The sequence below is a fragment of the Nocardia carnea genome, assembly GCF_029869215.1.
In the GTDB taxonomy this organism is placed as follows: Bacteria; Actinomycetota; Actinomycetes; order Mycobacteriales; family Mycobacteriaceae; genus Nocardia; species Nocardia carnea_B.
In genome coordinates, this window is sequence record NZ_JARWPM010000280.1 from 1 (window position 1) to 20,788 (window position 20,788).

Consider the following 20,788-nt stretch of genomic DNA (forward strand, 5'->3'; position numbering starts at 1 on the left):
GGCGGGGGGGTCTGGGGCGCGGCCGGGGCGCCGGGCCCGTAACCGCGCACACCCGTGGTGCACGGACCCGCCGCCGACAGATAGTCGGCTCCCGCCAGTTCCTCGACCCACGCACCGACACCGCGTCGAGTGGCGCGACCCGCTCCGGATTCCGGGCGGCCGCCTCCCGGGCCGGCCGACGGCGGGCAATGACACAGCAGCCGGGCGACGCCGTCGACGATGGCTCCCCGGCAGGTATCTCGTCCCGATCCCGGACCGCAATGACCCGGGCCGCCGCCCACTCGATCCCGGCACAGCATCGGCCGGAGAACGCCGGTCACCGGCCGGGTCGGATCACTCCGGAAGCCGCAGGTCCGGCTTCTCCAGCTCCTCGATATTGACGTCTTTGAAGGTGATGACCCGAACGTGTTTGACGAACCGCGCCGGCCGGTACATATCCCAGACCCACGCGTCGCTCATCCGGACTTCGAAGTACACCTCACCGTCGGCGTTCTGCGGGCGGAGTTCCACGGAGTTGGCCAGATAGAAACGGCGCTCGGTTTCCACCACGTACGAGAACTGACCGACGATGTCCTTGTACTCCCGGTACAGCGAGAGCTCCATCTCGGTTTCGTATTTCTCGAGGTCCTCGGCACTCATCGGGTGGAACGTCCTCCTTCTCGCCGCCATGCGTGTGTTGTCATCATCGCTCATCCCGCCGACACCTGTCACCGTGGGCCGGTCAGCAGCCCGTCGGCAAGGGGCGGCGAACGGGCGATGAAACCCTGGAGTGCGCTCAGGCCGCGCCGCCGGACCCCGCGGTGACCTCGGCGAGGATTTCCCCGGCCGGCGTCAGCTCGACCGTGCAGTCCCGCACAGTGCGCCACGACCTGCGATGTTCCGGGCAGGGCCCGAGCCGGCGCAGCGCGTCGATATGACGGCTGGTGTTGTACCCCTTGTGTTCGGCGAACCCGTACCCCGGGATCCGCTGATCGAGTTCGACCATCATCCGGTCCCGGGTGACCTTCGCCAGCACGCTGGCCGCCGCGATACAGGCCGCGGTGCCGTCACCACCGACGACCGGCAGGGAAGGTACGGGCAGCCCGGGTACCCGGAAGCCGTCGGTGAGCACGTAGCCGGGGGATGCGCCCAGGCCGGCGACGGCCCGGCGCATCCCCTGGATATTCGCCACATGGATACCGATGGCATCGATTTCGGCGGCCGGGATCACGACCACCGACCAGGCCACCGCCAGCCGGGTGATCACCGGATACAGCGCCTCGCGGGTCGGCTCGCTGAGCTTTTTGGAATCGTCGAGGCCGGCCAGCGCGTCGTGTGCCCGGGGGCCGAGCACACAGGCGGCGACGACGAGCGGCCCCGCGCTCGGGCCGCGACCCGCCTCGTCCACCCCGGCGACCGGGCCGAGCCCGCAGCGGTGCAGCGCCGATTCCAGGGTCCGCAATCCGCCTGCCCGGCGCATCGCCACCCGGGGTGGCCAACTCTGCTCTCGTATCGGTTTCATCCGCGTTCTCGTAGCCAACTCGATCCGCCCCCGGCTCAATTCTCCTGCGGGTTCACTCCCTCGATGGGACCGATGCGCCCTGGCGGCCAGATCTTGAACACCGCCTTACCGCGCACATTGTCGATCGGCACGGTGCCCTGGAACTCGTCACCGACGTGGGCACGCGAATCCGCGGATTCGTTGCGGTTGTCGCCCATCACCCAGAGGTTGCCCTCGGGCACGGTGACCGGTCCGAAAACCCGGCCCACCGGGTAGGAGGCATTCGCCTGGCCGGGGGCCCACGGGTAGTCGTCCTCCACGTAGGGCTCGTCGAGCGGCTTCCCGTCCACCATCACCCGGCCTTGGTCGTCGCAGCATTCGACGGTCTGGCCGCCGACCGCGATCACTCGCTTCACCAGGTCGTTCTCATCAGGTGGTACGAGGCCGAAGAAGGAGAAGAAGTTCTGCACGCCGCGGATGATCGTATTGTCCGAGCGGATGGAGCGGTAATGCCCGTTCCACGACGGGGGCCCGACGAAGACCACCACATCACCGGGTTCCGGTTCGCTCCAGTAGTAGCTCACCTTCTGCACATAGATCCGGTCGCCGGTGCAGCCGGCGCAGCCGTGCAGAGTCGGCTCCATGGATTGTGAGGGGATGACATAGGGGCGGCCGACGAAGGTCACCATGAGGGCGGCGATCACCGCCGCGATCACGAGCAGGATGGGGAGTTCCTGCCAGAACGGCCGTTGCTTCTTCGCTTTGACGGCCCGGCGCGCCCGGCGCCTGCGGGGCTGTCCGTCCGCGGGATCCGACCCCGATACCGACCAACTCTCGTCTGCCACGCGAACAGCGTAGCCCGGCGCCGCAGCGGATACGCGGCACCGGGCTACTAATGCTGTTCGCCGAGGTCACGGCCGCGCGCCGGGGCGCACGGGTGTCGGTGACCAGGTGCAGGTCAGCGCTTTTCTTTGATCTTGGCGGCCTTACCGCGCAGCTCCCGCAGGTAGTACAGCTTGGCCCGGCGGACATCGCCGCGGGTGACCACATCGATGTGATCGATGGTGGGGCTGTGCACGGGGAAGGTGCGCTCCACGCCGACACCGAACGACACCTTGCGCACGGTGAAGGTCTCGCGGATACCGCCGCCCTGGCGCCGGATGACGACGCCCTTGAAGACCTGGATACGTTCTTTGGAGCCCTCGATGACCTTCACGTGCACGTTGAGGGTGTCGCCCGGACGGAAGTCGGGGACGTCGCTGCGCAGCGAGCTCTCGTCGACGAAATCAAGGGTGTTCATGATCATCCTTCTGATGGTCGCGCGAACAGAGGAACCTGGCGGCGCGATTGCTCGACCGGTTCGTGCTCCGAATATGGGATGCGCCGGGCCGAACATGCCCAGGGCAACCCGTATATGGTGCCAGATCAGGCATCGTTTCCGGAAACCGGCCCCGCACTGGCACGCGAGCCGTCCGGGTCCTCGCCGGGATCGGCGCCACCGTGGGCCCACCGGTTCAGATCCTGCAGCAGGGGATGCGGCCGGTGCGGTGCGGGCGGCGCCGGCACCACCCGCCGGGTCAGCTCCTCCTCCGCGGCCGACCGCACGTGCTCGACATCGGGCTTCCCCGCGATCAGATCCTGCACGAAGATCTTGGCCCGGATGACGGGGCGGCGATACCGGCGTTCCCGCACGATCGCCCGGTACATCAGCCGCCGCCGGTTGTTGCCGTAGCGCCAGCGCGCCCACGGCGCCCCGGGCCGGCTCAGCCGCAACGCGCCCACCACCAGCAGCGGCAGGAAGAACATCCCGAAAAGACCGGTCCAGATCTTGCCCTTGGCGATCACCACGGCGGCCAGCGCAAGGTTCACCAGGGCGAAGGCCACGACCACGACCCGCACCCAGACCCCGGGCTGATCACGCAGGCCGTTGATCTCGAGCAACCACAGCGGATGGAAACCGAGCAGCAGCAGACCGGTCACCGCGAGCGCGACGAATACCGCGTCCACCGAGGTGCGGCCCTGTTCCTCCCAGTAGACGTCGCGCAGGTAGTACAGCAGCGCGAACTCGTCCAGGACCAGCGCCGCACCCACTCCGAACGACGCCGACAAGCCCGCGGCGACACCCGGACCACCGCCACCGTCGGCGGTCGCGATCATCCCGATCCCGGAGATCAGGACGAGCACCACTCCGAACACCATGTGGTGGATGTGCACACCACCGGATTTCAGATTGCCCGGCCACCAGCGCACCTGGGCCCGGATCAACCGGACACTGATCCGGATCACCAGGAATCCGAGGATGAAGCCGACCAAGAAGCACAGCAGCGGGAGCCGGCCGGCGGCGATGACGTCCTCGGACCACCACTGCCGCATACCGGCCCCCCTTCACTGACGAAGCCCGCTTACTTCCCGAAACCCGCCCGCCGCAGTGCGTCGGCCATGGCGCCGTTCACAGGTGCATTATCCCGCCGATTATCACGGCCCTGACCCCGGTTGCGGTCGCCGCCGCGGCCGCCACCGCTGCCCTGGCCACCGCGACCGTTGCCCTGCCCGCCGCGACCGCCGGCATCGGCCTGCCCACCGCGACCGTTCGCGTTGCCCTGGCCGCCGCGGTTCTTCGTGCCCCGGCCCTGGCCACCACGATCCGCACCGCCGCGCGGGGCGCCGTCCCGGCCGCCGGAACCGCGGCCGCGTTCGCCACCGGGGCCCTGGCCGCGTTCCGGTTTCCCGGCGCCGGGTTCGTCGTCGAGCCGCAGCGACAGGCCGATGCGCTGGCGCGGGATATCGACCTCGAGCACCTTCACCTTCACCACATCGCCGGATTTGACGATCTCGCGCGGATCGCGGACGAAGTTCTTCGACATCGCCGAGACGTGCACCAGCCCGTCCTGGTGCACACCCACGTCGACGAAGGCCCCGAACGCCGCGACATTGGTGACCACACCTTCGAGCACCATTCCGGGTTCGAGGTCGGCGACCTTCTCGATACCCGCGGCGAATTCGGCGGTTTTGAACTCCGGCCGCGGATCGCGGCCCGGTTTCTCCAGTTCGCCGATGATATCGGTGACCGTCGGCACGCCGAAGGTCTCATCGGTGAAATCGGCGGGGCGCAGGCCCCGCAGCACACCGGCGTTGCCGATGATCTCGGCGATCCCGCTCCCGGTGGTTTCGAGGATCCGGTGCACCACGGGGTACGCCTCCGGGTGCACGGCCGAGGTGTCGAGCGGATTGTCGCCGCCGCGGATGCGCAAGAAGCCCGCGCACTGTTCGAAGGCCTTGGGGCCCAGCCGCGGCACCTCCAGCAGGGCGGTCCGGCTCCGGAAGGGGCCGTTCTGATCCCGGTGGGCGACAATACTTTCCGCGACCGAGCCGGTGATACCGGAAACCCGCGACAGCAGCGGTACCGACGCGGTGTTCACATCGACCCCGACCGCGTTCACCGCGTCCTCGACCACCGCGCCCAGCGAGCGCGCCAGTAGCGTTTCCGAGACATCGTGCTGGTACTGCCCCACGCCGATGGATTTCGGTTCGATCTTGACCAGTTCGGCCAGCGGATCCTGCAGCCGCCGCGCGATGGACACCGCGCCGCGCAACGAGACATCCAGTTCCGGAAGCTCCTGGGAGGCATAGGCCGAGGCCGAATACACCGAGGCCCCGGCCTCGGACACCACGATCTTGGTCGGCTTGTTGCCCGGAACCCGCTCGATCAACTGCGCGGCGAGCGCATCGGTTTCCCGGGAGGCGGTGCCGTTGCCGATGGCGATGAGTTCGACGCCGAACCGCTCCACCAGCGCACCGAGCACGGCCAGCGATTTCTCGGTCTGGTTCTGTGGTTTGTGGGGATAGATGACTTCGGTGGCCACGACCTTGCCGGTGCCGTCGACCACCGCGACCTTCACCCCGGTGCGATAGCCGGGGTCCAGGCCCATGGTGGCGCGAGTGCCGGCCGGCGCGGCCAGCAGCAGATCGCGCAGGTTGGCGGCGAATACGTCCACCGCATCGCGTTCGGCGGCCTGCCGCAAGCGCATCCGGGTATCGATCCCCAGGCTGACCAGCAGCTTGGTCCGCCAGGCCCAGCGCACGGTGTCGAGCAGCCAGGAATCCGCGGGGCGGCCTTCGTCGGCGATGGAGAACCGCTGCGCGATACGCGCCTCGTAGACGCTGCGTTCACCCGGCTGGAGTTCGGAATCGGCGGGTTCGGGATCGAGATGCAGGGTGAGCACCTCTTCCTTCTCCCCGCGCAGCAGCGCCAGGATGCGGTGCGAGGGCAGGGCGGCGAATTCCTCGGCGAAATCGAAGTAGTCGGCGAATTTCGCGCCGGCCTCTTCCTTCCCGGCACGGACCGTGGCGGTGACCCGGCCCCGGTTCCACATCAGTTCGCGGAGTTCACCGACCAGATCGGCGTCCTCGGCGAACCGTTCGACCAGGATCGCCCGGGCGCCGTCGAGTTGTTCGGCGGTGTAGCCGGCCGGATCGGTCGACGGATCGCCGAGCAGGGCATCCGCGACGGGTTCGTGCCCCGCCTCGCGGGCGATCTGAGCTTTGGTGCGGCGCTTGGGTTTATAGGGCAGGTAGATATCTTCGAGGCGGGCCTTGGTTTCGGCCAGCATCAGTTGCCGGTGCAGGGCCTCGTCGAGTTTGCCCTGGCTGCGGATGGATTCGATGACGGTGGCGCGGCGTTCGTCGAGTTCGCGCAGGTAGTGCAGGCGTTCCTCGAGAGTGCGCAACTGAGCGTCGTCCAGGCCGCCGGTGGCCTCTTTGCGATAGCGCGCGATGAACGGCACCGTGGACCCGCCGTCGAGTAGTTCGACGGCGGCGGCGACCTGGTTCTCCCGGACCGCCAGCTCGTCGGCGATGCGCCGGGTCACGGTGCCGGAAACGGCCGGGCCGGTGGAAGGGGTCGAGTCGGTGGGGATCGTGTCGGGACTCGAGGTCTCTGGCGCTGTCGTCACGACCCGCACACTACCTGCGCCCGATGACAGGCGAATCCGGCCCGGCCCGGCCGGCCGCGGTAGAGCCGCGCGGCCGGCGGCGCGGCTATCCGGTGGCGGCGCTGCCCTGCTCCCGGAGCAGGAAACGCTGGATCTTGCCACTGGGGGTCTTCGGCAGGGCGGAAACGAAATGCACCCGCCGCGGGTAGGCGTGTGCGGCGAATTTCTTCTTCACCAGGGTCTGCAGCTGTTCTTCCAGGGCGGCGTCCGCCGTCACCCCGTCGCGCAGCACGACGAACGCTTCCAGTACTTCGCCGCGGAGTTCGTCGGGCAGGCCGACCACCGCGGCCTCGGCCACGTCCTCGTGCATGACCAGCACGCTCTCCACCTCGAACGGCCCGATCCGGTAGCCCGCCATGATGATCACATCGTCGTCGCGGGCCGAGAAGTGGAAGAAACCGTCCGCGTCGCGCGATCCGGCGTCGCCGGTCAGATACCAGCGGCCGTCGGGGGTATAGCGCTGAGCGGTGCGTTCGGGCGCGTCCAGGTAACCGAGGAACCACAGCAGCGCACTGTGCTGGGTGTCGATCGCGATCCGGCCGACCTGCCCCGCGGGTACCTCGGTATCGGCATCGTCGGCGAGCACCGCGCATTCCCAGCCGGGCAACGCCCGGCCCATCGAACCGGCCGGGGCCACCGCGTTCAGGTCGTCGTGCCAGGCATTGCAGATCACCATGCCGTGTTCGGTCTGGCCGTAGTGGTCGCGCACCGCGACTCCCAGCGCGTCGGCCGACCAGGCGACCACCTCCGGTGTCAGCGGTTCCCCGGCCGAGGAGGCCCGGCGCAGCCGGACCTGCCGGTCGCCCGAGCCCGCCCGCAGCGCCCGGTAGACCGTCGGCGCGGCCGCGAAATTGGTGACCCCGAACCGGTGCATCACCTCCCAGGTGAGTTCCGGGGAGAAACCGGCGTGCAGCAGCAGGCTCCGGGTGCCCGACACCAGTGGTCCGAGAATGGCGTAGTAGAGGCCGTAGGCCCAGCCGGGGTCCGCCGCGTTCCAGAAGACGTCGCCGGGGCGCACATCGAGCGCGAACTCCTGATAGGCGTGGAACGACGCGAGCGCGCGGACCGGAATCGGCACACCCTTCGGCGTTCCGGTGGTACCGCTGGTGAACAGCTGCACCAGCAGGCCGTCCCCACCCACGGTCACCGGCGCCACTTCCTCGCCCGGCGCCGGCAGTTCATCCATCCGCAGGGCCCCCGGCAGATCGGTGGCCCCGGTGACGATCGTCCGCCAGGGCGGGTCGGCGGGCATATCCCCGCCGGGCGCGAGCTTGCCGGCCTGGTCCGGATCGGCGATGACGAGCGCGGCGCCACTGGCCTGCAGGCGGAACGCGATGGCCGGCGGGGCGAACGCGGTGAACAGCGGGACGTGGACCGCGCCCCGGCGCCAGATACCGAGCAGGGCCACCACGAGGTCGGCGGATTTCGCCATCAGCGTGGCGACCCGGTCACCCGGTCCGACTCCGAGGCCGGCCAGCGCCGCGGCGAACCGCTCGGACCGCTCCCGCAGCTCACCGTAGGTGAGATCGACCGCCGAGAGATCGCTTTCGATAACGGTGAAGGCCACGGAATCGGCCGGGTGCCGGTCGCAGAGCAGCTCGGCCGCGCAGACGTCGGCACGGTCGTAGCAGTCCAGCAGTTCACGCACCCGCGCGTTCGGGTCGGCACCCATCTCGCATCTCCTCGGTCATCGATCCGGTGTTGCAATAGGATGTAGGTCACAGTTTGTCGGCACTACCCCCGAAAAGGGGTGAACTTCATGACCACTCCTCCCGCACTGTTACGCCCCCGGGACAGTGACGCCCTGCGCGCCGAGCTCCGCCGGGTGGCGGGCACCACCGGTGTTCCGGTGCTCTTCGGCGGGGAAGTCCAGGCCGATACTTTGCTGCTCAGCGAGTTCTGCGGGGTCCGTACCAACGGGTTGCGCGGTCTGTCGGTGCGCCGTGCCTCCGGCCTGGGTGGTCAGGTCCTCGATTCCCAGCGGCCCGCATCGGTGACCGACTACGGCAACGCCCTGTCGATCACCCATCACTACGACGGCCCGGTGCTGAGCGAGGGCATCCGTTCTGTGGTGGCGGTGCCGGTGGTCGTGCAGAACCGAGCGCGCGCCGTGCTGTACGCGGCCACCCGGGGTTCCGGGCCGATCGGCGGCCGCACCGCCGAGGCGCTGCTGCAGGCCGGTCGCCGACTGGCCGCCGAGATCACGATCCGCGACGAGGTTGACCGGCGGCTACGGCTGTTGAACGCCGCCACCCCGGCGCGTACAACCGGCGGTGCGCACGCCGAGGAGATGCGGGTCGTCCAGGCGGAACTGCGCACTCTCGCGGAAACGTCCACCGCCGACGAACACTTACGCACAGCGCTGCGCGCGCTCAGCGACAAACTGACCCACGCACTGACCGGCGAACCCGCGCCCGAGGCACCCCGGCTGTCCCGGCGCGAAATCGACGTCTTGTTGCAGGTAGCGCTGGGCTGCTCGAATCAGGCGGCGGCCCAGCGCCTTTCCCTCGGACCGGAGACGGTCAAGAGCTATCTGCGCAGCGCCATGCACAAACTCGATGCCTCCTCCCGGCACGAGGCCGTGATCACGGCACGCCGTTTCGGCCTCATCCCCTGAGTCGGCGCACCGCGCTCGACGGGGGCACCGACGGACCTATGGTCACGTCCCCCGGCCGTCTTCCGGCAGCAGGTCGGGGCGGCGTTCGCGGGTGCGGTCCAGTGCTTGTTCCCGGCGCCAGGCCGCGATCTTGGCGTGGTCGCCGGACAGCAGGATCGGCGGGACCTCGAGGCCGCGCCAGCTCACCGGGCGGGTATAGCTGGGGCCTTCGAGTAGCCCGTCGGAGAACGAATCCTGTTCGTGCGATTGCTGATTGCCGAGCACGCCCGGAATCAGGCGCACCACGGCTTCGGTGATGACCAGCACCGCGGCCTCGCCGCCGATCAGGACGTAATCACCGATACTGACCTCTTCGACGCGTACCCGGCGCGCCGCGTCGTCGAACACCCGCTGGTCGATCCCCTCGTACCGGCCGCAGGCGAATACCAGGTGCCGCTCTTCGGCCCAGCGTTGGGCCGTGGCCTGCGTGAATGGCACGCCGGCGGGCGTAGGGACGACGAGGAGCGCGTCATCGGGACATACTTCGTCGAGCGCGTCGCCCCAGACCGTGGGTTTCATGACCATGCCGGGACCACCGCCGTACGGGGAGTCGTCGACGGATTTGTGCACATCGTGGGTCCAGCGGCGCAGATCGTGCACATCGACCGACAGCAGGCCCTTGTCGATGGCCTTGCCCAGCAACGCGGTGCGCAGCGGTTCCAGATACTCCGGGAAGATGGTGATCACGTCGATCTGCACGACGCCCACCTCATTCGGGATCCAGCAGACCCTCGGGCGGGTCGATCACGATCAGCCCGTCGGCGATCGACACCGTCGGCACGATGGCGGTGACGAACGGGATCAGGATTTCGCGACCGCCCTCGGCGGCGCGGACCGACAGCAGTTCACCGGCCGCGGAATGCAGCACCTCGCGGACGGTCCCGACGGCGGTGCCGTCGGTCAGTTCCACGCGCAGGCCCTCGAGCTCGTGGTCGTAGTACTCGTCCGGGTCCTGCGACGGGCCGAGCTCTTCGCTGTCCACCAGGAACAGTGTGCCGCGCAAGGCGTCGGCCGCGCCGCGATCGGTGACCCCGGCCAATTGCACCAGCAGCCGGCCCGAGTGTTCCCGGGCCGACTCCACGGTGAAATCACGTACCTCGTTCGAGCGCGGGGCCCGGCCGCGCAGCGACGAACCGGGCGCGAAACGCAACTCCGGTTCGTCGGTGCGTACCTCGACGACCAGTTCGCCGCGCACGCCGTGCGATTTGGCGACCCGGCCGACTACGAGTTCCATCTACTGATCGGTGTCGACCACGTCGACCCGGATGCCCCGGCCGCCGATCCCGGCGACGAGGGTGCGCAGCGCGGTTGCGGTACGACCGCCCCGGCCGATGACCTTGCCCAGATCGTCGGGGTGGACATGCACCTCGACGGTGCGCCCGCGCCGGCCGGTGATCAGCTCGACGCGGACGTCATCGGGATTGGCGACGATACCGCGAACCAGATGTTCCACGGCATCGGCGACGACGACGCTCATTACTCGGCAGCCTCGGCGGACTCGCCGGCCTCGGCCGATTCGGCCTCGCCGTCCTTGTCCTTCTTGGCCTTCTTCTTGGGCGTCACGGCCTCGGTGGTCGGCTCGTTCTCGGCGGCGGCCAGCGCGGCGTTGAACAGGTCCAGCTTGGACGGCTTGGGCTCGGCGACCTTCAGGGTGCCCTCGGCGCCCGGCAGGCCCTTGAACTTCTGCCAATCGCCGGTGATCTCCAGCAGCCGCTGCACGGGCTCGGTCGGCTGCGCGCCGACACCCAGCCAGTACTGGGCCCGCTCGGAATCGATCTCGATCAGCGAGGGCTCTTCCTTGGGGTGGTATTTGCCGATGGACTCGATGGCCCGGCCGTCACGACGGGTGCGGGCGTCCGCGACGACGACGCGGTACTGCGGGTTGCGGATCTTGCCCATACGGGTGAGCTTGATACGAACAGCCATCTGCTGATCTGCCTTTCATTGTGGTCACGACGCAATTCAGCGACCCACGCGGTTCGCGAGCCCGGTTTTGCGAATGAAGTGTGTGACCGCCGCGCGGTACGTAACCGGAGACGGGCTGACACTGTCCGGAAGGACGATCGACCATTCTGCCAGACGCAGGTCCCCGGTCGAAATCGCGTCCCGGCGCCACGCGGGCACACTGTCAGGACCGGCGTCACGCGGCGGGCGGATCGCGCCGGTGGGTGGCGGGCCGTGCCCCATGTGCGTAGGGTCCGCTGAGCCGCGCCGATCTCGGGCGCGGTGCAGTGAACAGGAGTACAGACACCGTGCCGTTTCTGAAGAAAGCCCTCGTCGCGGTGACAGCGGGGGTGATCGCCGCGGTACCGGCCATGCCGGCGCTCGCGCAGCAACCCGCCTCGCCCGGTACCGGGTATGCGCCGACGATGCTGGTCCTGGACGCATCCGGGTCGATGCTGGCCGCCGATCCCGGCGGGGGGACGAAAATGGACGCGGCCAAGAACGCGGTCCGCACTTTCGTCACCGCGGCGCCCGACGCGGCGAAGGTCGGACTCACCGCGTACGGCACCGGCACCGGCAACTCCGACGCCGAGAAGGCGGCGGGCTGCCAGGACGTCAAGGTGCTGCGGCCGGCCGACACCATCGACAAACCGGCGCTGACCGCCGCGGCCGACCAGATCGTTCCCCGCGGCTACACCCCCATCGGAACGTCGCTGCGCACGGCCGCCGCGGCACTGCCCCAGGAGGGGCCGCGCTCGATCGTGCTGGTTTCCGACGGCCTGGACACCTGCGCTCCCCCGGACCCGTGTGATGTCGCGCGGGAGCTCAGCGCTCAGGGCGCGGAGATCGTGGTGCACGCCATCGGCTTCGGTGTCGACGATCCGTCGCGCGCGCAATTGACCTGTATCGCGCAGAGCACCGGCGGTACCTACACCGACGCCGCCGACGGCGCGGCACTGGAACAAGTCCTGCCGCGGGTGTCCGCGGTCGCGCTGCGCACCTACGCCGCCACCGGTTCCCCGATCACCGGCACACCCGGCCATCGGGACGCCCCCGTCGCCGAACCGGGCCAGTACCTGGACACACTCGGTCAGCACACCCCGCGCTACTACGGGGTGGAGGTCCCGGCCGGCCACACCGCATACTTCAGCGCCACGGTCTCGTTCCCCCGCGGCGGGTCCGCGCTGTTCGCGAACAACCGGCTCGATCTGCGGGTGTACGGCTCGGACGGTGCGGACTGCGGTGTCCGGGAAAGCGAGCTGGCCGGCCGCTCCACCGACGGTATGACCCTGACCGTCGCCACGGTATGGACGGGCGCGACCGAGGACGCCTCCCGCGGCCCCTGCCAGGGCGGCGGCAGGTATTTCTTCGCCCTGGAGTGGGGCCACGTGGCCGACAACGCGCCGGCGGAACTCCCGGTCGAGTTGTCCGTAGGAGTCGAACCCGCGGTCACCCATCCCGGCCCGGCCCCCGCCTCCGCGGCAGTCGCCTTCACCGAACCGACGGGACCCGCCGTCCCGGCCGTGGGCGGCGGTTCGTTCAACGTTGCGGCAGAGCTGCCGGGATCGGGCCGGTACACCGACACCTTGCAGCGCGGCGAATTCGTGTTCTACCGGGTGAAGCTGGATTGGGGTCAGGGCCTGGCGTATCGGGTGCGTTACGCGCCGGTCCCGCAGCGCGGCTCGGATTTCACGTCCAATATCGCCACCACGCTGTACTCGGCCCACCGAATGGACCTGGATTCCGACACCACCGCCTACGCCGGTACGGAACAGATCCTGCCCACCAACGAGCCGGCACTGGCGACGGCACCGATCCGGTATGCGAACCGGACCGCGAACAACGACGAGATGGCCGGTCAAGCGGTCGCGGGCTGGTACTACATCGCGGTCAAACTGAGCCCGCCGATCACGGGAAGCCGGGTCCCCGCCCCGGTCCCGATCGAACTGGAACTATCCGTCACCGGCGAACCGGAACCCGGCCCGCAGTACCGCGACCAGGCCACGAGCGGCGGCACCTTCGGCGACGAGGCCACGGGTACGCAGCCACACGCCGCCGACCTGGACACCCCCTCGGACGAAGGCATCTCACCGCTCGTCTGGATCGGTGCGGGAACCCTGCTCGCAATTCTGGCCATCACCGCCGTCCTGCTGGTCCTCCTAGCGAACCGCCGCAAGCGCTGACCGGCGCCGGGGCCGCGGGCACGCACTAACCTGAGTGTGTGCCCACACCGCGGTCTATGCGACCCGCCCTCCGCGTCGGCCCTACTTCGTCGTCGCCGGGGCGCAATCAGGGCTGAGGTTCAGCTCCCCGCAGGTCTGAGTGTTCACTCCGGCGGCGGCCGCGAGCTCACCGGTACGAACCCGCTCACCGCGCGCCGCTCATCCTGGCCTGCGCCCGGGCAGCGAAAGCATCGAGAACCTCGATATAGGACGCCGGCACACTCACCCTCATCACCGACCACTCTGCGGTCGAGGTGAAGTCGAACGTGAAGAACGAGCAGCAGCTCGATTCCCGCGCCGCGAGATCCCGGGCTACTGGTTCGGCGTCGTGGGCGAACACGAGTTCCAGCCTCGCCGAGGCCGGCCGCCGGATATCTCGGACCGCGTCGGCGAAAAACCGGTCGAACTCGGCGACCCGGGTCGGCTGTTCCACGGTGGGCAGGGTGCAGTCGTCCGACACCCACTCGCCGGGCACTGGGGAAATCGTCATACCACGACGGTAGGCCTGTAACCGGTACCGGCTGCAACCCCGAAGCCCACCTCCCTGTCAGCGATAGGCCAGCGGGGAGGCAACAGGGTGTCGATGCAGACCTTCCGGTCTTGAATTCGACTGCGCGTACCCCCGGCAGGACGTGCACGGCCGATCACATCTGGCTGATGCCGCACCACGCAGCGAATCCGCGCAACGTCTCGGTGGATCGCGTTTCCTGCCGCGCCAAAGCACGCACTGTCTCATGCACCATCGGGTGATAGCGAGTCTGGGTCGGGGCGATACGCCGGGCCGTCTGTAACGCGGAGAACGTGCCCGCCCTGTCACCGTGCAGCAGGAACGCCCGCGCCAAGTCGATGTAATGGTGACCGGCCCGCTCCCGCGGAGTATTCGCAGGCAGCTGCATCCGCTTCGCCCGCTCCACCGCCGTCGTCCCGTCCAGCGCCTCCACAGCAAGGCCGACGGACCAGATCATCGCGTTCGTCGGGCCGAAGCACAGGCGATAGTCGTCGCGATCCACACCGATCCTGGCCGCAGTCTCGGTCGCCTCCGCCAGATGCGCGTCGGCAGTGTCTCGTCGTCCCGCGCGAGCGGCAGCCAGTCCGGACTTCAGGTGCAAGTTGCCCCACATCGACAGCACCTTCGGATCGCCCTTACCGATCTCGGATTCGATCTGCCGCCGCGATCGTTCCAAGAACCGTTCCGCGCCCGCCCAGTCGGCCACGCCGATCATCTCCCCGGCCCGCTGATAGTCCCCCGCCAGGACAGCGAGTTGGTCCCCGGACCGCGCGGCCGCCCACTCGTAGCGATCCACCGCCAGCGAGGCGAGATCGATGTAGCCGAGCTTGTACACCACCTGGGAGGCGGCCGCATACGCCTCGGCGAGCAGTCCGAATATCCTTTCCTGCTCGGGTCCGTCCGTCGAGTACCACGCCACCCGCAGGTCGTGCAGTAGCGCCGGCAGCAGCTTGCCCGACTCCTCGAGCTTCACCCCGTGCCGTAACTGGGAGGCCCGTGCCACATCTTTGGCGAGGTCGTCACTATGTCGCGGCGGAACATCCTCGGGCGGGATCCGGTACACCGCCAGCTCTCGTCGTAGATCCGGAATCCCGGCGTGCACCAAGTGCTCGGCACGAGTGTCTCGTGGATACGGCTGGTCGGTCAGGTCGGGTACGCCGACTTTCAAAGCGCGAGCGCACGCGCTGATGAACGCCGGTGACGCCGGCGAGCGCCCCTGTTCCACTGCTCGGACCAGTGAAACCGAAACGTTCGCTTCGGATGCCAGTCGAGCCTGCGTCCATCCCGCGAGCTTCCGCTCCTCGGCTACGCGGGCGCCCACCCCGGTATCGATCTGCATGGTGGTCATAACTCACATCCTGCGTCGTCTCCCCTCACCATGGTGCCAAAAGTGTTGTCACCCCGCCCTGTCGACATCACCCGAACCTGGGAGGCAACGGCGCGTGCCGATACCAGCGCAACTTCGGCTCGAGACCGACCACTTAGCAAGTGCATCCAACATCGACAACACACCATGAGGTCTCCCATGACAGAGACGTTCCGCTTGCCGATCCGGGTCCCGCAGAACCAGGCCCCGGCCGCCACGTTCCAGACCTGGCGCTGCCGCGACCGTGGCCTTCTTCAACGCACCCTGGACGGACTACGCGCGCTGGACCTTCCGGTCCGCTGTCGCGCCGACGCCACCCCGATCAACAGCTACGCGCACGCCCACCAGATCGCCGCCGCCCACGCCGACCACGGCCGATGCCCTCGCTACACCGCCGCCCTTGCCTATGCGCAGGAGGTACGGCCGTGAAGCGCGCCATCGTGCTGCGCCGGCCAGGTACCGATACCGATCACATCGACAAGCTCGCCGCCCGATACGACCTGACCGTGGTGTTCACCGTGATCTCGGAGACGGCACACCCCCGGCTGGCGGTGATGATCGCGGTCGAGCACGCCCTCGACCACAGCGCCGAGGTCGTCGTAGTTCCGTGGCTGACAGCGCAGGATATCTGGGCGGGCCGGGAGTGGCTGGCGCTCGCCGAGTTCTGGGTACTCATCGGCGGGGATGGGCCGATCACAGCCGCCGAGTTCGTCCGACCCTGAGGTGCCGGCGGCCGGATAGACGTTCGCAGCGAGTGGGACGGCCGGGTGCACACGGCACCCGGGCCTGCTTGCTTTACCTCTCGTCGTTCTCAGGCCGCGGACACCAGGCCCACCCGCTCGCACAGGTCCTCGACCTCCCCGCGCATTCCCGTCGGCGGCTTCGCCAGCAGGCCGTGCAGCAGCTGCCGTGCGTGTCCGTTGTAGCGGATCGTCTCCGGCGCCGTACGCGCCGACTTGTCCAACAACGCCAGTGCCGCTACCGGCTCGTCTCGCTGGGCATGTGCCCGCGCCACCTCGATGAAATGCCGTGCCCGCCGGGGTACCGAAGCAATCGAGTCCGGATCGAACGAGTACGCGGCTTGGACCGCCTCCCCCGATCGCCACAGCTCCACACCCAGGGTCGTCGCATGTGCAGCCATCACGGGCATCGAAAACGACGTCTGTACATGCCGATACCCCGGGCCGAGATCCCGGACGATCCGGTCGGCCTTCTCCCAGTACGACCAGGCGTCACCGTGCCGACCGCGCCGCGCGTGCACGTAGGCGATCTCCGCCTGCAACGCACCGTAGATGCCCCGCCAATCGTCCGGGGTGGCCACACGCTCGAGGTACGGCGCCAATCGCTGCGCCGCCGACCGGGCCAGTGCGATCGCCTCATCCCACCGACCGGCATCGCGCAACGCCTGCACCATCGCCCAGGCACCACCCGCGACCACGTACGGATCGTCGGCCTCCTGGCCCTCGCTGAGCGCCCGATCGGCCACCATCCACACCAGCTCCGGCGCCGGCTGGTAGGCGACGTAGAAGTCGGCCAGCTGGTACACACCCGCCAGGATGCGTCGCGCCTGCCGGCGGTTTTCCCGCGCCGCCCTGGCCGCACCCTGCGCATCCCGGACCAACCCCGGCAGCAAGGAGCCGAGCTGGGTGCGATGGTCCGGGCTCGAATGCCGAACCGTCCACGCCTGCTGAAGACGCAGCTCGAGGTGGCGGAGATCGGCGGGACGTTCGGGCGGCGCGAGGCGGTAGTCCGTCAACGCGGCCTGTACAGCGGTCAGGGCAGAGTGCCGTGCACCGGCGAATACGGACACCGGGACGGCGTGTCCGTTCCCGGTGAGGTCGGCCAGATCCCGCAGTTCCAGCGCGTGCGCTATCCGTAGCAGCATCGGCAACCGCGGCGGCTGCAAGCGGCCGCTCTCGACGGCCTTCAGCCATTCGGCCGATCGGCCCAGTAGGCCGGCCAGCACCGGCCGCGACATACCCGCGCGTTCCCGGAGTCGCTTGATGCGTGCCCCGATCGGCGTGTCTTCGACTGGATTGATCTCCACCGCAACCCCTTTCGCCGGAGACCTTGTCATCCCAGCGTAGCGCCGTGGGGTACGAACCATACCCCTTCGGCGGTTTACGGGTTCCTACCTTGAACGAGCTACCCCGGGCCGGGTCGGATCGTGGCTCCCCGGCGGGGTGTGCACACCAGCGCGCACCACACAACATCGACAACACACCATGAGGTCTCCCATGACAGAGACGTTCCATCTACCGGCCCGCGTCCCGACGAACCGGGCAGTGACCGCCGCACTCCAGAACTTGCACACGCGCGACCGCGGGCTGATCCAGCGCACCCTGGACGGACTCCGCGCACTGGAGAATCCCGCCCGCTGTCGCGCCGACGCCACCCCGATAAACAGCTACGCGCACGCACACCAGATCGCCGCCGCCCACGCCGACCACCGCGGATGCCCCCGCTACGCCGCCGCCATGGCCTATGCGCAGAAAGTGCGGCCGTGAGGCGCGCCATCGTGCTACGCCGGCCGGGCACCTGCACCGATGAGATCGACGAACTCACCGCGCGGCACGACCTGACGGTGGTGTTCACCGTCACCGCGGAGACGACGCATCCACGGCTGGCCGTGATGATCGCGGTCGAGCACGCCCTCGACCATCTCGCCGAGGTCGTCTTGGTGCCCTGGCTGACCGCCCAGGACATCTGGGCGGGCCGGGAATGGCTTGCGCTCGCCGAGTTCTGGGACCTCATCGGGGGCGACGGGCCGATTGCCACCGCCGAATTCGTCCGACCCTGAGCCACGGGAGCTGTGGGGGCCGCGATGTTCTCGGCGCCCGCTGTCTGTGGCGGAGGCCGTGCTTGTCAGAGATCGAACCGGACGGCGAGCACCATCTTGATGAAGTCGAGTACCTCGGTAGTCACTGTCCCGTCGTAGGTTCCGGCCTCGAGCACCGCTCGCACGCAGGGAATCAACCGGTGTACGGCGAGTACGCGGCCCTCGTCCCAGCCCACCGAGAAGATCCGCAGGTCTCGGGGCATCTCCCGGGCGTCGACCACTGGCACCGCCAGCGCCACATCGCGGTGGCGCAGCAACGTCTGGCCGTCGACGATCACCACGGTCAGGTAGCCGTCACCGGCAGCGATGGTGTAAATGTCGCCCTGACGCAGTTCCCTCACAGAGGGATGCCCATGCCGATGCGCAGCAAGTCGGTATCGCTGTACCTCGGCGGGTTCTGTTGCTCGTGCGCGGCGATACGCCGCAACTCCTTGTCCGCGAGCCGCTGGAGCACGGCACGGTTGATCTCGGCACTGACATTGCCCTCCGCGCTCTCGCGCAGCGCCTCGGCCGTCGCATCCGGGAGGCTGATGTTCAGTTTCGCCATGCCACCACGGTAAAGCGTGACACTTTACCGTGGCAAGCGGGCGGCCGGGTGTGGGTGGTGTCGAGATCAGCACGCGGTGGTGGTCCGACGCGGATGCGGGACGGCGTCGCCCCGGCGATTCAGCCGGGTTACTTGTCCGGGAACTTGAACTTGCTGATGTCGAAGTTCTCCAGGCCGGGCGGGAGCTGGTCGAGACCGGGCGGCATATTCGACAGGTCCGGCATACCGCCGCCGGGCATACCCGGCATGCCCGGGAACCCGCCGCGCATCTTCGGCTGGGTGGGGCCGCGCCCGCCCTTTTTGCCCTTCTTACCGCCCTTGCGGTTCTTGCTGCGGCGGTTGCCGCCGGGCATCCCCATCTGGCGGCCCATGGCGGTCATCATCTTGCGGGCCTCGAAGAATCGGTCGACCAGCTGGTTCACATCGGAGACCTGCACACCCGAGCCGTTCGCGATACGTAGCCGGCGGGAGGCGTTGATGATCTTCGGGTTCTCCCGTTCGGCCGGGGTCATACCGCGGATGATCGCCTGTACCCGGTCGAGCTGTTTATCGTCGACCTGGGCCAGGACATCCTTCATCTGACCGGCGCCGGGCAGCATCCCGAGGAGGTTGCCGATGGGGCCGAGCTTGCGAATCGCCAGCATCTGATCGAGGAAATCCTCGAGCGTGAGTTCACCGCTGCCGATCTTGCGGGCGGCTTCCTCGGCCTGCTGCGCGTCGTAGACCTGTTCGGCCTGTTCGATAAGGGTGAGCACATCGCCCATCCCGAGGATGCGGCTGGCCATCCGGTCGGGGTGGAAGACGTCGAAATCCTCGAGCTTCTCGCCCGTGGAGGCGAACATGATGGGTGCGCCGGTGACATTGCGCACGCTCAGCGCGGCGCCACCGCGGGCGTCGCCGTCCAGTTTGGTGAGCACCACGCCGGTGAACCCGACACCGTCGCGGAACGCTTCGGCGGTGGAGACGGCGTCCTGGCCGATCATGGCGTCGAGGACGAACAGGGTCTCGTCCGGCTGCACCGCGTCGCGGATACCGGCGGCCTGCGCCATCAGTTCGGCGTCGATACCGAGGCGGCCGGCGGTATCGACGATCACCACGTCGAACTGTTTGGCGCGCGCCTCGGCGATACCGGATTCGGCGACCTTGATCGGATCGGCTGCGGTGACGCCGAGCGCGTTGTCCCCGCCGCCGATCGACGTACCGGGATGCGGCGCGAACACCGTGACCCCCGCGCGTTCACCCACCACCTGCAGCTGGGTGACGGCCCCGGGCCGCTGCAGATCGCAGGCCACCAGCAGCGGCTGGTGGCCCTGGTCACGCAGCCATTTGCCGAGCTTGCCGGCCAGCGTGGTCTTACCGGAGCCCTGCAGGCCCGCGAGCATGATCACCGTCGGCGGTGTCTTGGCGAGGGTGATCCGCTTGGTTTCCCCGCCGAGGATCCCGACCAGTTCCTCGTTGACGATCTTGACGACCTGCTGGGCCGGGTTGAGCGCGGCGGAGACCTCCGCGCCCTTGGCGCGTTCCTTGATCCGGGCGATGAAACCGCGCACCACCGGCAGCGCGACATCGGCCTCCAGCAACGCCAAGCGGATCTCGCGGCAGGTGGCGTCGATATCGGCCGGCGACAGACGTCCCTTACCGCGAAGATCCTTCAGGGCACCGGTCAACCGGTCGGAAAGGGATTCGAACACCTGGCGCGCTCCTGATCTCGAGTGTCATCACTGAGTCCCAGGGTAATGGGAGGTCCCAGCGTAGCGGGCGCCCAGGCGTGACCCGGCACGCACTGTCGGTGCCCGCACTGTACTCGGTAAGGTCGCGGCGCCGGTACCCGGCGCGGTGGGTCAGCCCGGAGCAGGGGTGGAGAAACCGCGCTGATAGTCGTGCTGTTCCACGGCGACGAGGTAGGCCGCTTCCCGGCCGGTGAGGCCGAGGCCGCGGGCCAGGGAATCCAGCTGCGACCAGTCGTCGTCCGGGGGGACGCCGGTGGTCGCGACGGCGGCGGCCACGTTCATGGCCGCCATCGCCTGGTCCTCGGTGAGTGTCCGCCCGGGCAGCCAGGTCACCACCCAGTAGGCCTCACCCACACATCGGGCGATATGAGGGGTCATATCGCTGGTCATGATCGACGAAGTCACCACTTGGATTGCCACCGACCTGCTCCCCTCATGAGCGCGACAGCTGACTCCCGAATCGTATGGTCCGGGCGGTGCCCGACCCCGGATCTGTTAGCAACTG

At 68.6% G+C, this 20,788-nt stretch carries 25 protein-coding genes; 6 read left to right on the forward strand and 19 right to left on the reverse strand.

What is annotated here, in order from left to right:
* The 8 genes from QH276_RS19445 to QH276_RS19480 form a co-directional block, all read right to left on the reverse strand.
* Positions 1-320, reverse strand: a 320-nt coding sequence (locus QH276_RS19445; RefSeq protein WP_280406845.1) for a hypothetical protein, incomplete at its 3' end; no start/stop codon positions are given.
* A gap of 13 nt (positions 321-333) precedes the next feature.
* Positions 334-639: a DUF2469 domain-containing protein gene (locus tag QH276_RS19450; protein WP_011210678.1), complete on the reverse strand. Its 306-nt coding sequence runs from the start codon at positions 637-639 to the stop codon at positions 334-336.
* Positions 640-775: 136 nt separating this feature from the next.
* On the reverse strand, positions 776-1,501 hold the full coding sequence (locus QH276_RS19455) for a ribonuclease HII (RefSeq protein ID WP_280401344.1): 726 nt from the start codon (positions 1,499-1,501) through the stop codon (positions 776-778).
* A gap of 35 nt (positions 1,502-1,536) precedes the next feature.
* Positions 1,537-2,325, reverse strand: a complete 789-nt coding sequence (lepB, locus tag QH276_RS19460) for a signal peptidase I (RefSeq protein WP_280401343.1) — start codon at positions 2,323-2,325, stop codon at positions 1,537-1,539.
* 113 nt (positions 2,326-2,438) lie between these two features.
* Positions 2,439-2,780: a 50S ribosomal protein L19 gene (gene rplS, locus QH276_RS19465; RefSeq protein WP_030521783.1), complete on the reverse strand. Its 342-nt coding sequence runs from the start codon at positions 2,778-2,780 to the stop codon at positions 2,439-2,441.
* Between the two features lie 125 nt (positions 2,781-2,905).
* Entirely contained in the window at positions 2,906-3,853 is a 948-nt protein-coding gene (locus tag QH276_RS19470) for a hypothetical protein (RefSeq protein WP_280401342.1), read from the reverse strand.
* A 29-nt stretch (positions 3,854-3,882) separates the two neighbouring features.
* Positions 3,883-6,396 (reverse strand): Tex family protein, encoded by a 2,514-nt coding sequence (locus tag QH276_RS19475; RefSeq protein ID WP_432278711.1) that lies wholly within the window; start codon positions 6,394-6,396, stop codon positions 3,883-3,885.
* 121 nt (positions 6,397-6,517) lie between these two features.
* Positions 6,518-8,143, reverse strand: a complete 1,626-nt coding sequence (locus QH276_RS19480) for an AMP-binding protein (protein ID WP_280401341.1) — start codon at positions 8,141-8,143, stop codon at positions 6,518-6,520.
* A gap of 87 nt (positions 8,144-8,230) precedes the next feature.
* On the opposite strand from QH276_RS19480, the gene QH276_RS19485 reads away from it, so the two are divergent.
* Entirely contained in the window at positions 8,231-9,088 is an 858-nt protein-coding gene (locus tag QH276_RS19485) for a response regulator transcription factor (protein ID WP_280401340.1), read from the forward strand.
* Positions 9,089-9,130: 42 nt separating this feature from the next.
* Here the strand turns inward: QH276_RS19485 and trmD are convergent, their stop codons facing one another.
* The 4 genes from trmD to rpsP are packed head-to-tail and all read right to left on the reverse strand — an operon-like array spanning position 9,131 to position 11,053.
* Positions 9,131-9,826, reverse strand: a complete 696-nt coding sequence (trmD, locus tag QH276_RS19490; protein WP_280401339.1) for a tRNA (guanosine(37)-N1)-methyltransferase TrmD — start codon at positions 9,824-9,826, stop codon at positions 9,131-9,133.
* Positions 9,827-9,836: 10 nt separating this feature from the next.
* On the reverse strand, positions 9,837-10,361 hold the full coding sequence (gene rimM / locus QH276_RS19495) for a ribosome maturation factor RimM (protein ID WP_280401338.1): 525 nt from the start codon (positions 10,359-10,361) through the stop codon (positions 9,837-9,839).
* Positions 10,362-10,604, reverse strand: coding sequence for an RNA-binding protein (locus QH276_RS19500; protein WP_030521790.1), 243 nt, complete (start codon positions 10,602-10,604; stop codon positions 10,362-10,364).
* Positions 10,604-11,053 carry a 30S ribosomal protein S16 gene (gene rpsP, locus QH276_RS19505; RefSeq protein ID WP_280401337.1) on the reverse strand — a complete coding sequence of 150 codons (450 nt, stop codon included), beginning with the start codon at positions 11,051-11,053 and terminating at the stop codon, positions 10,604-10,606. The genes QH276_RS19500 and rpsP overlap by 1 nt, the downstream gene beginning before the upstream one ends.
* 326 nt (positions 11,054-11,379) lie before the next feature.
* Between rpsP and QH276_RS19510 the strand changes: the two genes are divergently transcribed.
* Complete coding sequence (locus QH276_RS19510) at positions 11,380-13,254, forward strand: vWA domain-containing protein (RefSeq protein WP_280401336.1); 1,875 nt, start codon at positions 11,380-11,382, stop codon at positions 13,252-13,254.
* Between the two features lie 184 nt (positions 13,255-13,438).
* Here the strand turns inward: QH276_RS19510 and QH276_RS19515 are convergent, their stop codons facing one another.
* Together QH276_RS19515 and QH276_RS19520 are read right to left on the reverse strand one after the other, a co-directional pair.
* Complete coding sequence (locus tag QH276_RS19515; protein ID WP_280401335.1) at positions 13,439-13,783, reverse strand: hypothetical protein; 345 nt, start codon at positions 13,781-13,783, stop codon at positions 13,439-13,441.
* Between the two features lie 154 nt (positions 13,784-13,937).
* Positions 13,938-15,149 carry a helix-turn-helix domain-containing protein gene (locus QH276_RS19520; RefSeq protein WP_280401334.1) on the reverse strand — a complete coding sequence of 404 codons (1,212 nt, stop codon included), beginning with the start codon at positions 15,147-15,149 and terminating at the stop codon, positions 13,938-13,940.
* A 177-nt stretch (positions 15,150-15,326) separates the two neighbouring features.
* Here QH276_RS19520 and QH276_RS19525 point away from each other — a divergent pair, with 177 nt between their 5' ends.
* Complete coding sequence (locus QH276_RS19525; RefSeq protein ID WP_280401333.1) at positions 15,327-15,596, forward strand: hypothetical protein; 270 nt, start codon at positions 15,327-15,329, stop codon at positions 15,594-15,596.
* Positions 15,593-15,889 (forward strand): hypothetical protein, encoded by a 297-nt coding sequence (locus QH276_RS19530; protein ID WP_280401332.1) that lies wholly within the window; start codon positions 15,593-15,595, stop codon positions 15,887-15,889. The genes QH276_RS19525 and QH276_RS19530 overlap by 4 nt, the downstream gene beginning before the upstream one ends.
* Before the next feature lie 89 nt (positions 15,890-15,978).
* Here the strand turns inward: QH276_RS19530 and QH276_RS19535 are convergent, their stop codons facing one another.
* Positions 15,979-17,214, reverse strand: a complete 1,236-nt coding sequence (locus tag QH276_RS19535; protein WP_280401331.1) for a helix-turn-helix domain-containing protein — start codon at positions 17,212-17,214, stop codon at positions 15,979-15,981.
* Positions 17,215-17,404: 190 nt separating this feature from the next.
* On the opposite strand from QH276_RS19535, the gene QH276_RS19540 reads away from it, so the two are divergent.
* A complete protein-coding gene (locus tag QH276_RS19540) occupies positions 17,405-17,674 on the forward strand; it encodes a hypothetical protein (RefSeq protein WP_280401330.1) in 270 nt (89 codons plus the stop codon).
* Positions 17,671-17,967, forward strand: coding sequence for a hypothetical protein (locus tag QH276_RS19545; RefSeq protein ID WP_280401329.1), 297 nt, complete (start codon positions 17,671-17,673; stop codon positions 17,965-17,967). The genes QH276_RS19540 and QH276_RS19545 overlap by 4 nt, the downstream gene beginning before the upstream one ends.
* Before the next feature lie 65 nt (positions 17,968-18,032).
* On the opposite strand, the gene QH276_RS19550 is transcribed toward QH276_RS19545, so the two are convergent.
* The 4 genes from QH276_RS19550 to QH276_RS19565 form a co-directional block, all read right to left on the reverse strand.
* On the reverse strand, positions 18,033-18,347 hold the full coding sequence (locus tag QH276_RS19550) for a hypothetical protein (protein ID WP_280401328.1): 315 nt from the start codon (positions 18,345-18,347) through the stop codon (positions 18,033-18,035).
* Positions 18,344-18,553 (reverse strand): hypothetical protein, encoded by a 210-nt coding sequence (locus QH276_RS19555; RefSeq protein ID WP_280401327.1) that lies wholly within the window; start codon positions 18,551-18,553, stop codon positions 18,344-18,346. The genes QH276_RS19550 and QH276_RS19555 overlap by 4 nt, the downstream gene beginning before the upstream one ends.
* Before the next feature lie 128 nt (positions 18,554-18,681).
* A complete protein-coding gene (gene ffh, locus QH276_RS19560) occupies positions 18,682-20,244 on the reverse strand; it encodes a signal recognition particle protein (RefSeq protein ID WP_280401326.1) in 1,563 nt (520 codons plus the stop codon).
* A gap of 150 nt (positions 20,245-20,394) precedes the next feature.
* Positions 20,395-20,703, reverse strand: coding sequence for a hypothetical protein (locus QH276_RS19565; RefSeq protein WP_280401325.1), 309 nt, complete (start codon positions 20,701-20,703; stop codon positions 20,395-20,397).
* Positions 20,704-20,788: the final 85 nt, after the last annotated feature.